The organism is Duganella sp. GW821-FHT07F09 (assembly GCF_059418705.1).
This window is the reverse complement of the sequence record NZ_JBWKQJ010000004.1, coordinates 478,004-489,357: the sequence shown is the minus strand read 5'-3', so window position 1 is coordinate 489,357 and position 11,354 is coordinate 478,004. Positions and strand designations below refer to the sequence as shown.

At 63.0% G+C, this 11,354-nt stretch carries 13 protein-coding genes; 8 read left to right on the top strand and 5 right to left on the bottom strand.

Annotated elements, in window-relative coordinates; genetic code table 11:
- Positions 1 to 127: 127 nt before the first annotated feature.
- The 5 genes from ompA (at position 128) to AC07P1_RS13645 (ending at position 5,068) form a co-directional block, all read left to right on the top strand.
- Positions 128 to 841, top strand: a complete 714-nt coding sequence (gene ompA / locus AC07P1_RS13665) for an outer membrane protein OmpA (RefSeq protein WP_494696313.1) — start codon at positions 128 to 130, stop codon at positions 839 to 841.
- Positions 842 to 981: 140 nt separating this feature from the next.
- Positions 982 to 1,677, top strand: a complete 696-nt coding sequence (ubiG, locus tag AC07P1_RS13660; RefSeq protein WP_090315605.1) for a bifunctional 2-polyprenyl-6-hydroxyphenol methylase/3-demethylubiquinol 3-O-methyltransferase UbiG — start codon at positions 982 to 984, stop codon at positions 1,675 to 1,677.
- 11 nt (positions 1,678 to 1,688) lie between these two features.
- Complete coding sequence (locus AC07P1_RS13655; RefSeq protein ID WP_494696312.1) at positions 1,689 to 2,384, top strand: HAD family hydrolase; 696 nt, start codon at positions 1,689 to 1,691, stop codon at positions 2,382 to 2,384.
- A gap of 373 nt (positions 2,385 to 2,757) precedes the next feature.
- Complete coding sequence (locus AC07P1_RS13650) at positions 2,758 to 3,795, top strand: hypothetical protein (protein ID WP_494696311.1); 1,038 nt, start codon at positions 2,758 to 2,760, stop codon at positions 3,793 to 3,795.
- 157 nt (positions 3,796 to 3,952) lie between these two features.
- Positions 3,953 to 5,068 carry a hypothetical protein gene (locus AC07P1_RS13645; RefSeq protein ID WP_494696310.1) on the top strand — a complete coding sequence of 372 codons (1,116 nt, stop codon included), beginning with the start codon at positions 3,953 to 3,955 and terminating at the stop codon, positions 5,066 to 5,068.
- Between the two features lie 15 nt (positions 5,069 to 5,083).
- Here AC07P1_RS13645 and AC07P1_RS13640 read toward each other — a convergent pair whose 3' ends face one another.
- Positions 5,084 to 6,355, bottom strand: a complete 1,272-nt coding sequence (locus AC07P1_RS13640; protein WP_494696309.1) for an O-acetylhomoserine aminocarboxypropyltransferase/cysteine synthase family protein — start codon at positions 6,353 to 6,355, stop codon at positions 5,084 to 5,086.
- Positions 6,356 to 6,643: 288 nt separating this feature from the next.
- Between AC07P1_RS13640 and AC07P1_RS13635 the strand changes: the two genes are divergently transcribed.
- On the top strand, positions 6,644 to 7,276 hold the full coding sequence (locus AC07P1_RS13635) for a PEP-CTERM sorting domain-containing protein (protein ID WP_494696308.1): 633 nt from the start codon (positions 6,644 to 6,646) through the stop codon (positions 7,274 to 7,276).
- Positions 7,277 to 7,336: 60 nt separating this feature from the next.
- On the opposite strand, the gene AC07P1_RS13630 is transcribed toward AC07P1_RS13635, so the two are convergent.
- The 3 genes from AC07P1_RS13630 to AC07P1_RS13620 all read right to left on the bottom strand — a co-directional run bounded on the left by AC07P1_RS13630 (position 7,337) and on the right by AC07P1_RS13620 (position 9,193).
- Positions 7,337 to 7,807, bottom strand: coding sequence for a cupin domain-containing protein (locus AC07P1_RS13630; RefSeq protein ID WP_494696307.1), 471 nt, complete (start codon positions 7,805 to 7,807; stop codon positions 7,337 to 7,339).
- Between the two features lie 103 nt (positions 7,808 to 7,910).
- Positions 7,911 to 8,303: a cupin domain-containing protein gene (locus AC07P1_RS13625; protein ID WP_494696306.1), complete on the bottom strand. Its 393-nt coding sequence runs from the start codon at positions 8,301 to 8,303 to the stop codon at positions 7,911 to 7,913.
- 80 nt (positions 8,304 to 8,383) lie between these two features.
- The gene (locus AC07P1_RS13620) at positions 8,384 to 9,193 is read right to left on the bottom strand and encodes an AraC family transcriptional regulator (protein WP_494696305.1); all 810 of its coding nucleotides are present in this window, start codon (positions 9,191 to 9,193) and stop codon (positions 8,384 to 8,386) included.
- Between the two features lie 140 nt (positions 9,194 to 9,333).
- Between AC07P1_RS13620 and AC07P1_RS13615 the strand changes: the two genes are divergently transcribed.
- Together AC07P1_RS13615 and AC07P1_RS13610 are read left to right on the top strand one after the other, a co-directional pair.
- Positions 9,334 to 9,900 (top strand): cysteine hydrolase family protein, encoded by a 567-nt coding sequence (locus AC07P1_RS13615; protein ID WP_494696468.1) that lies wholly within the window; start codon positions 9,334 to 9,336, stop codon positions 9,898 to 9,900.
- Positions 9,900 to 10,634, top strand: a complete 735-nt coding sequence (locus AC07P1_RS13610) for a metallophosphoesterase family protein (protein WP_494696304.1) — start codon at positions 9,900 to 9,902, stop codon at positions 10,632 to 10,634. Before AC07P1_RS13615 ends, AC07P1_RS13610 begins: the two co-directional genes overlap by 1 nt.
- 48 nt (positions 10,635 to 10,682) lie before the next feature.
- Here the strand turns inward: AC07P1_RS13610 and AC07P1_RS13605 are convergent, their stop codons facing one another.
- Positions 10,683 to 11,282 (bottom strand): flavin reductase family protein, encoded by a 600-nt coding sequence (locus AC07P1_RS13605; protein WP_494696303.1) that lies wholly within the window; start codon positions 11,280 to 11,282, stop codon positions 10,683 to 10,685.
- Between the last annotated feature and the right edge of the window lie 72 nt (positions 11,283 to 11,354).

Below are 11,354 nucleotides of genomic sequence, written 5' to 3'. Positions count from 1 at the left end.
TTCAGAAGTTAATTGCTCGTTTCGCAATCGGGAGACAGGCGTGACGCCCCTGCGTGGTAGAATTCGGCCCACGTAATATACGTCGCGCAGTTTTTCTGCGGATATCACCCCCGAAAGGAAGAAAAATATGAAAAAACTTATTTCGATGTTGGCCGTGTCGGCAGCTTTCGCCGGCTCGGCAATCGCCCAGACCCCTACCCCTACCGCTCCACCGTACGCTCCAGTCACCCAAGACATCAAGGCCGCTACTCCTAAGAGCGCCTACGTTCAGGATTCGCGCGGCGTGATCGCCCGTGACCCGTTCGGCCTGTGCTGGCGCACCGGCTACTGGACCCCGGCCGATGCCGTTCCAGGTTGCGACCTGCCACTGTGCGTTGAGCCAGAAAAACTGGAAAACGGCAAATGCGTAGCACCGCCGCCGCCACCGCCAGCCGCTCCAGCGCCAACCGCACCAACCCCGGCCCCGGCGCCAGCGCCAGTGCCAACCGCGCAAAAAGTGAGCTTCGCCGCTGACGCGTTCTTCGATTTCGACAAAGCCGTGCTGAAGCCAGAAGGCAAAGCCAAGCTGGACGACGTCACCTCGAAACTGGGTTCGATCAACCTGGAAGTCATCATCGCCGTCGGTCACACCGACTCGGTCGGTTCGGATGAGTACAACCAGAAGCTGTCGATCCGTCGCGCTGAAGCCGTCAAAGCCTACATCATCTCCAAAGGCGTCGACGCCAACCGCGTGTACACCGAAGGCAAAGGCGAGAAGCAGCCAGTTGCAGATAACAAAACTGCGGAAGGCCGCGCTAAAAACCGTCGCGTAGAGATCGAAGTCGTCGGTACCAGCAAGTAATAACGCCGCCGAGCCGGCGCCCGTGCGTTAAGGAATTAACGCTACGGTGCCCTCGCAGCACAGAAACCCCGCCCCGGCGGGGTTTTTTTATGCCCGCTGCTTTAGAATAGCGAATACTTTTCCCACGGAACACCAAGCCCATGAACGCCGATCCATTAGAACTACAGAAATTCTCCGACCTGGCCCATCGCTGGTGGGACCCGACGTCGGAATTCCGCCCGCTGCACGAAATCAACCCGCTGCGCCTGGAATGGATCAACGCGCGCGTGCCGCTGGCCGGCAAGAACGTCATCGACATCGGCTGCGGCGGCGGCATCCTGAGCGAATCGATGGCGCGCAAGGGCGCCACCGTCACCGGCATCGACCTGTCGGAAAAGGCGCTCAAGGTGGCCGACCTGCACAGCCTGGAATCCGGCGTGCAGGTGCGCTACAAGCTGGTCGCGGCCGAGGAGATGGCGGCCCAGGAGCCGGGCCAATTCGACGTGGTCACCTGCATGGAGATGCTTGAGCATGTGCCGGACCCGGCGGCCATCGTGCGCGCCGCCGCCACCCTGGTCAAACCCGGCGGCCATGTGTTCTTCTCGACGTTGAACCGCAATCCCAAGTCTTATCTGTTTGCCATCATCGGCGCCGAATACGTGCTGCGCATGCTGCCGCGCGGCACCCACGACTACGATAAATTCATCACGCCGTCCGAACTGTCGCAGTTCGTCCGCAGCGCCGGTCTGGATTTGAAGGGTTTCAAGGGCATGGGCTACAATCCGCTGACCAAGATTTATTCCCTGAACGAAGACACCAGCGTCAATTATCTGGTTGCCACCACCCGTCCGCTCTGATCGACCCGCCTATGACTACCGCACTCCCGGCGCCGCGCGCCATCCTGTTCGACCTGGACGGCACCCTGGCCGACACCGCGCCCGACCTGGCCGCCGCCGTCAACCTGCTGCGCACGGTGCGCGGGCTGGAACCGGCCGCCTATGAGCTGTTGCGCCCGACCGCCTCGGCCGGCGCGCGCGGCATGATCGGCGCCGCCTTCGGCCTGAAACCGGGCGACGACGGCTTTGTCGAACTGCGCGAAGGTTTTTTTGACAACTACCAGGCGGCGATGGCGGTGCATAGCACGCTGTTCCCCGGTATCGTCGAACTGCTGGCCGGCATCGAGGAGGCGGGACTGCAGTGGGGCATCGTCACCAACAAGCCGGCGCGCTTCACCGATCCGCTGCTGCCGCAGATCGGGCTCGGACACGCTGCCTGCATCATTTCCGGCGACACCACGGCGCATGCCAAGCCGCATCCGGCGCCGTTGCTGGAAGCGGCCACGCGCCTGGGTCTGCCGCCGCAGCAGTGCTGGTATGTGGGCGACGACCTGCGCGACATCCAGGCCGGCCAGGCCGCCGGCATGCCGAGCATCGGCTGCGGCTGGGGTTATTGCGGCCCGGTCGAGCCGCTCGGCTGGCAGGCCGACCTGGTGCTCGACACGCCGGAGCAGCTTCTGGCGTTGATGCGTTCGGCCGTGGCCGACAAGGCGCAGTTGGCGGCGTGACGGCGGGGTCGCGGACCCTCGTTGGGCCGTTGGCGGCGCATGGCGGATTACGGCGTGCCGCCTAATCCGCCCTACGTGTCTCCAGGGTATGCCATGGGCGCTGGCCCAAGTTGGAGCCTGGCACCAAGGCCACCCACGCAATGTGGATTAATCTGAAACACGTAGGGCGGATTAGCGCAGCGTAATCCGCCATGCATGCGTCATCGGCGGCGCATGCATGGCCCGCCGCACCGTGTAAATAAACTTGTTGCTCAAAACGCCCGACAGGTATAGTCTCCGAATTACTGCGTAGAAATACTTATTTCCATTAAACCAATCGACGCTTGATGGAAACAGGAGCAGCGGACACTTCTCCACTCTTCGTCAGGCCATCATGATCATCCCTGCTCAGGCTGCCCCGTACCCGCAGCCCTACCCCGAACAGTTCGCCGATTTCGACGCCCACCAGTTGCCGGAGCACACCCACGCGCCGCAAAGCTGGATGGTCACCGTGGCCGACGCCCGCTATCACTGGTACGACCTGATCGCCGGCTTCCCCGAGCGCCCGGACATTCACGACCCGGTCGGCCGCTACCAGCGCCGCATGCAGTTCGAGCTGGAGGCGGTGGCCGAGAAACACCATCTGTTCTTCGCCGTCACCCGCCCGCGCGTACGCTTCGATACCGCCGTCGCGGTGCAATGGGGATTCTTCTCGCTCAAACTGACCTTGCCGCTGCTGGTCGGCGGCGAGCAGGCTAAAGACAGCCTGACCATCGAGCTGACAGTGCCGTTCGCCGCCACGCTGAAAAAGCCGACCGTCACGTTGACGCCGACCTTCGTCACCCTCAACTGGGGCGGCCTGATCGAGGCGTTCTCCATCCACGACATCCTGCAGACCTACCCCAACCACCTGGCCGCGCCCTGCCGCGTGATCCACGTCGGCCAGACCCGCGACCCGGATGCCCGCCTGTCCAGGGCCAGGTTGCCGGCGCTGCAAAAACTGCACGCGCAGCTGGGCGACGATGTCGACACCCTGCTGCTGGTGCAGAGCATGAGCGTGCACGTGATTTGCGACGAGGGCGACGCCGCCGACCTGGCGCGCAACGCCGATCCGCGCGCGGCCGAGGCGCTGCGGGCCGAACGCATGGACATCGTCGAGGCGGCGCTGATCCGCCATTTCGAGGACGGCGGCGCGCGCGGACTGACGCAGGAGCAGCGCAAGCTGGGCCGCGAGCGGCTGGCCGAGGTGCAGCAGGCGAATAATCTTGTGCAATTTACCATCGACCTGGAACTGCCCGAGGCCGGCAACTACGACAAGCTGTGCTCGGACCAGGTGGCGCCGGCGCCGGCGCATCTGCTGAGCTGCTTCATCGCCGACGGCGAGGCCAGGGTGGCCGCGATGCCAGTGCCGCCGGCGGACGGCAAACGCTAGGACGGCGAGCCCGCCAGGCCCGTGGAGTGTGAGAATGTGTGACTAATTAGCCGCCTTCCGGCATTGCCTAGTGGCAATATCCCAAGGAAGGACTATACTGTGGTCGATAATAGTCCCAAAAAACAGACCAATTAAACGAGACCCTGGAGTGCGCATCATGACGAGCGATTACCCGCCCCTAATCGCCGACGACTATCCCGATCCCAGCCCCGAAGAACTGGGCATAGGCGAGCTGTTTGCCGAATCGCCGGAGCCATTCCACGATCTGCTGGCGCCACCGGCCGAACCATTGGACGACCTGCTGCCGCTGCTGCCCCAGCGCGGCACGGCGCCGCAAACCTGGGTGGTCACTGTCGCCGACGCAAAATATCACTGGTACGACCTGGTGGCCGGCTTCCCCGAGCGGCCCGATATCCGCGATCCGGTCGGACGCCAGCTGCGCCGCATCCAGTTCGACCTGGAAGCGACGATGGAAAAGCGGCTGATCTATTTCGCCGTCAACCGGCCGCGCGTGCGCTTCGATGTCAACGGCAAGACCAGCTGGGGTTTCTTCTCCCTCAAGCTGACGGTGCCGATCGTCATCGGCGCCGAGGAAAAACGCGACAGCATCACCATCGAGCTGACGGTGCCGTTCGCGGCCACGCTCAAGAAGCCGTCCGTGATCATGACCGACCGCTTCATCACGCTCAACTGGGGCGGCCTGATCGAGGCGCTGTCGATCCACGACGTGCTGCAGCAATATGAGACCGACCTGCGCTTCCAGAGCAAGGTGCAATACGTCGGCCAGACCAAGGACGCGGCCGGCCGGCTGGCGCGCGGGCGCCTGGCGGCGGTGCAGAAGATCCACCAGATCCATAACGAAGACAACGACATGCTGCTGCTGATACAGCGCATGAACGTCGAAGTGATCTCCGACGACGGCGACCCGGTCGACATGCCGGTCAACCAGAACGCGATCGCGGCCGACCTGCTGCTCAAGGACCGCATCGACATCATCGAGTGCGCGCTGATCCGCTATTTCGAGGGGCCGCAGATGCACGGCCGCAGCGACAAGGAGGCCGAGGTCCGCAAGCAGCGGGTGCGAGAGGTGCAGGCCGCCAACCACCTGGAAAGCTTCCGCATCGACCTCCAACTGGAAGAGACCGGCCCGTATCACGACCTGTTGTCCCAACACGCGCCGGTCTCGCGCAGCCACGTGATCGATTGCACCGTTGTCGACGGCGAGGTGATCGTCAGGCGCGTGCCCGACAAGGCCAAGCCGGACAAGAAATAACCCAGGCCCGGGTCCTTAGACGGCGGCCAGCGCCTGCTCCAGATCGGCCAGCAGATCGTCGATGTGCTCGATGCCGATCGACAATCGCACCGTGTCCACCGTCACGCCGGCCTTGGCCAGCTCCTCCCCGTTGAGCTGGCGGTGCGTGGTCGAGGCCGGATGGCAGGCCAGCGATTTGGCGTCGCCGATGTTGACCAGGCGCGTGAACAATTGCAGCGCGTCCTGGAAGCGCGCTCCGCCCTCCACCCCGCCTTCGACGCCGAAGGTCAGCACCCCGGACGGCCTGCCACCCAGATACTTGAGCGCCAACGCATGGTCGCGATGCTGCTCCAGCCCGGCGTAATTGACCCATTTGACCTTGGCGTGGCCGCCGAGGAATTCGGCCACCGCGCGCGCGTTGTCGACGATGCGCTCCATGCGCAGCGCCAGGGTCTCTATCCCCTGCAAGATCAAGAACGCGTTGAACGGCGAAATGGCCGCGCCGGTGTTGCGCAGCGGGACCACGCGCGCGCGGCCGATATAGGCGGCCGGCCCCAGCGCCTCGGTGTAGACCACGCCGTGGTAGGACACGTCCGGCTCGTTGAGCCGCCGGAAGCGCTGCTTGTGCTCGGCCCACGGGAACTTGCCGGAATCGACGATGGCGCCGCCGATCGAATTGCCGTGTCCGCCCAAGTACTTGGTCAGCGAGTGGATCACGATGTCGGCGCCGTGCTCGAACGGGCGCAGCAGGTACGGCGTGGCCACCGTGTTGTCGACGATCAGCGGCACGCCGTGCTTGTGGGCGATCGCGGCGATCTGTTCGATGTCGGTGATGTTGCCCAGCGGATTGCCGATCGACTCGATGAACACCGCCTTGGTGCGCTCGTCGATCAAGCCCTCGAACGAGGCCGGGTCGCGCGCGTCGGCGAAGCGGGTGTCGATGCCGAACTGCGGCAGGGTGTGCGCGAACAGGTTATAGGTGCCGCCGTACAAGGTGGCGGCCGAGACGATGTTGTCGCCAGCCTCGGCGATGGTCTGGATCGCGTAGGTCACGGCGGCCTGCCCGGAGGCCAGCGCCAGCGCGGCCACCCCGCCCTCGAGCGCGGCGATACGCTGCTCGAGCACGTCCTGGGTCGGATTCATGATGCGCGTGTAGATGTTGCCGGGCACCTTCAGGTCGAACAGGTCGGCGCCATGCTGGGTGTCGTCGAATGCGTAGGCGACGGTTTGATAGATGGGCACGGCCACCGCGCGCGTGGTCGGGTCCGGTTTGTAGCCGCCGTGGACGGCCAAGGTTTCCAGTTTCATCGCTCCTCCGTGTTGGTGATCATGCAAGCCTAAGTTGAATAGAGTGCGGCGCCCACGAATCATTCCGCATTTATAAATGCATATTTCGCATTCGCGCCGGCGACGGGGCACGGTGCAGGTTCATTTCCCGCCACGGAATTTTGTCACATGGCAATTAAAGTATCTTTGAAGCAGTTAAGCGTGATATGCTTTGGTATATCGCACGACCCTTGCTCAAAGAAACCCAACCAATCGTTTCCGGCGCGCAACCTACACCGTAATCATTTACTATTTTTGGGATACTTTGACATGAAATTCAAGACTTTTTCGACCGCCGCGACCGTTGTACTGCTGATGTCCGCAGGCGCCGCCATGGCTGCCGCCGGCGGCAACGGCAAGGGCAATAATGGCAACGGCAAAGGTAACGGCGGTGGCACCACGCCAGTGATCACCCTTCCAGCCCCATCCACCTCGTGCGCCGGCGCCAGCATTTCCGTGGCCGGCGCCAGCTGCATCGGCTTCATCAGCGGCAACCTGAACGGCAACAAACCGAGCCTGACCGAGATCAACGACAACCTCGGCGTTTGGGGCGTGCACCTGACGGCAGCCGTGGCGCCGACGTCGATGCTGTCCGGCTTGACCGGCAACACCATTAATTTCGGCCAACAGCTCTACGGCGATACCATCGTCAGCATCCACTACGGCAACGTGACCGATGTCCTGGGTAACAAACTGAACAACGTCACCGCGTTCTACCGCTTCGACGCCGGCCAAGGCGCCGGCGTGGACAGCTTCACCGCCAACTTCGGCTCCTCGTCGAACGCCACCTTGTTCTCGACCGGCAAGGCGGTGACGGCGGTTCCGGAAGCGGAAACCTACGCGATGATGATCGCCGGCCTGGGCCTGATGGGCGTGCTCGCCCGCCGCCGCAAGAAAAAATAATCCCGGCGCTTCAAGCGCATCGAAAAACCAAAGGCCCGGTGCTAGCGCATCGGGCCTTTTTTATCGGTGGTTCGGGTCGTTGCGCTTGTTGGGACCGTCCCAACCCAACACCGTAATGATCGCGCCTTTGTCGCCGGTTTTAAAACTATGGTCGTAATTGGCCGACTCGTAATAGTAGTCGTTCGGTTTATCCATCACGTGCGCTTCGGCCGCGCCGTTGGGACCGTCGTAGGTGGTCGATGTCCATTTTCCGCTCTGGAGTATCACCACGCGGTCGATCGGATGGTTGTGACGGTCGCCCACATAGTTCGGCGGGAACTTCAGCATTTGTACGAAGGGTTTGCCCGGGGTCTTGGCGTCGCCGCAGACCATGTTTTCCTCGGCCTTCAGTGCCGGATTCCACACCCATTTAACGTCTTTCGCCTTCTGGAAGAATGGCGCCTTGACGCCGACGCAGTCGGGCGCGGCGTGGGCGGTCATTGCGAACAGGCTTGCCATGAATACGGACAATACTATCAGTCTATTTTTCATTGTAATTACCCGGTTGGATTTGGACGCACGTTTCGTCGAAACGTCCAATCGATAATACACACGGGTAGTTGGCAAGGCAATGTCCGGGCCGCTGGGTCAGCGGCTAGATCCACACGTCGTTGATGGCGGTGCGGTCGCTGGTTTCTTCTTCACCTGTGTTGAGCACGCCGCGCGGCTCGATCAACAGCAGTTTCACCTCGCCTTCGGCGGACGGCTTGTGTTCCACGCCCTTGGGCACCACCACCATTTCGCCCTGCGACACCAGCACGTGGCTGTCGCGGAAATCGATGCGCAACAACCCGTCCAGCACGATGAAGGTTTCATCGGTGGAGGCATGGGCATGCCAAATGAAGTCGCCCTGCAATCGGACTATCTTGAATTGGTAATCGTTCATTTCAGCGACCACCTTGGGTACCCACTGCTCGGTAAACAAACTGAATTTCTTCGCGAAATTAATGGTGTGAATGGCGTGCGCCGCCGTGTGCTCGGTATTCATGTGAATTCGTCCTGTTGCTGATTGGGGAGTGCCCAGCGTACGCAAAACGGGACGCCGTTTCTTGTACGATTGTGCGGGCGTCAGCCGGCGCGCATTTTCAGCCAGCGCGCCGGCGACAAGCCGTAGGTCTTGCTGAAATGGCGCGTCATGTGGCTTTGATCGGTAAAGCCGGCCAGCAACGCCGCGCCGACCAGCGACTGGCCCTGGAGCAGCAGCGAGCGCACCAGGTCGAGGCGGCGCATGGTCAGGTAGCGGTACGGCGAGGTGCCGAACAGCAGGCGGAAATCGCGCGACAGGCTCCAGCGGTCGCGTCCGCTGTGACGCTCCAGCTCCTCCAACGTGACGCTATGCTCCAGGGCGCCGTGGATGAACTCGCGCGCCAGCTCGGCGGCGCGGTAGTCGAACGGCTGGCTTGAACGCGGCGGCGCCGACACCGCGCCCAGCGCGTGGGCCAGGTCGAACAGCGCGTCGTCCTCCTCGAGCGCGTCGAGCGGCGCGTCCAGGCTGCGTAAAAGCAGTTCGCTGGCGGCGTACAGCCGGGGATCGGCGCTGATGCCGTGCTGGATGAACGGCAGCGCCCGGCCGCCGAGGATTTGCTGGATCAGCGCCGGTTCGATATACATCATGCGGTAGCGGAAACCGGCGTCGGTCCCCGCCTCGCCGTCATGCACCTCGTCCGGGTGCAGCACGATGGTGGCGCCGGGCACGCTGTGGCGCTGCCCGCCCCGGTAGTGGAAACTTTGCACGCCGGCCAGGGTGCGGCCGATCGCATACGTGTCGTGGCGGTGCGGCTCGTAGCCGTGGCCCGAGAAGAACGCCTCGATGCGCTCCATGCCCCTCGTCGGCGGCGCGCGCACGATCCAGTCGCCGGCCGGCTTGGTCTTGATCATGGCGCGGTGCTCGTAAAAAGGGCGACGTTCATCCGGGTTTCATCGTCGGGTTGGGGGCAAACTGAAATTCTACTCTTTCCGGATGTTGGATACCGATGCTCAAGCTACAATCGACCTATCCGCCAATCTGGAGCAGCATTATGCAAATAAATACAGCGGCACTGATCATTATCGATATGCAAAAAGGCATGGCCGATCCGGCGGCCGGCACGCGCAACAACCCCGAGGCGGAACAAAACATCGCGGCCCTGCTGCGCGCGTGGCGGGCCGCAGGTTCCACGGTTGTCCATGTCCGCCACATATCGAGAACGGTAGGCTCGCTGTTCTGGCCGGGTCAAGCCGGGGTGGAGTTTCAGGAGCGCTTCGCGCCGTCGCCGGACGCCTATGTCATCGAGAAAAATGTGCCCGATGCCTTCATCAACACCGGGCTGGAGCGGTGGCTGCGCGTGCGCGGCATCGGCGAACTGGTCATCGTCGGCGTGAGCACCAACAACTCGGTGGAGGCCAGCGCCCGGACGGCGGGCAACCTCGGCTTCGCTACGCATGTCGTTGCGGATGCTTGTTTCGCGTTCGCCAAAGTCGACTACGCGGGCGTGCCGCGAAGCGCCGAGGACGTGCACGCCATGGCCCTGTCCAATCTGGACGGCGAATACGCGGCCGTCGTCCATACCCGCGATGTGCTGGACGCGTTTGCAAAGGCTGCGTGATGCGCATCGCCCTCGTCTCCGATATCCATGGCAATTTGCCGGCGCTTGAAGCCGTCGCCGCCGACATCAAGCGGCGCGGGGCCGATCTCGTCGTCAACATCGGCGATAGCTTGTCCGGGCCGCTGCTGCCGTTGGAGACGGCGCGGTTTTTGATGGCGCAGGATTGGATACACCTGGCTGGCAATCACGAGCGTCAGATTTTGACGCTGCATGCGGGATCGGGCGCCAGCGATACGTACGCCCACTCGCAGTTGACATCGCAGGAACTGAATTGGATTGCGGGCTTGCTGCCGGTAAGACAGATCACACCGGACGTGCTGGCCTGTCATGGCACGCCAACCAGCGACGTGAGCGGCTTGCTGCAAACCGTCGACGCGGCGGCCACCGCGGCGGAGATCGAGGCCCGCCTGGGCGGGGTCGATGCCGGTCTTATTGTTTGCGGACATACGCATGTGCCGCGCAGCGTCCGCAGCGCACGCGGCCAGTTGATCGTCAACCCGGGCAGCGTGGGCCAGCCGGCCTATGCCGACGATCATCCGTATCCCCATGTGGTCGAGTCCGGATCGCCGGATGCCCGGTATGGCATCGTGGAGCATATCGACGGACAGTGGCGTTCGAGCCTTTTCGCCGTCCCCTATCCGCACGCGGAGATGGCGGCGCTGGCAAAATCGCGCGGACGGCTCGACTGGGAATATGCGCTGTTGACGGGCTATATGCCACGCAGCCCGCGATAATTCATCGGTCGCGAATCTTCAGGCCTTGCCGACATGGAGTCCTGGCGGTTATGCCTCCGGATCGCTCGCGTTGCCGGTGTCGGCCAGCGCCGACTCCCCGATCGCATAGAACTGCCCGCCGGCGATGTAATGCAGGCTGCGCAGGCTCGGATCGGCCTTGTCGAATTCCCAGTGGCCGTTACGGAACACGCGGTCGTCGGCCCAGGCTGCCACCACTTCGCCGATGAACAAATCGTAGGTCTGCTGGATGTGCGGCTCGGGTATCACCTTGCAGATCAGCCAGGCCGAGCAGCCGGAGACCAGCGGCACGTCCCGCTCGCCAACGCGAAACAACTCGATCCCGCATTTTTTCAGCTTGTCCGGCGCATCGGCCAAACTGAGATTGCCGACGTCGTAGGTCAGCTGGACCTGGCCCAGGTTGGGCACCTGCAGCGCGAAGTAGCCGCTGCCCTCCACCAGACCGCGCGTGCTGGTCGCCTTGTCCAACACCAGCGTCACCTTGGGCGGCGAGAAATCCAGCGCGCAGGACCAGGCCGCCGCCATGACGTTGTCGACACCGTCGTGCGTGGCGGACACCAGCACCGTCGGACCGTGATTGAGCAAGCGGTACGCCTTCTCCAGCTCGACTGCCACCATATGTTCGTACATTTTTACTCCCGAGAATACTCAACGGGAGATTATGCATCGGATCGGATTTTTGCATCCAACCGATCAGCGCAT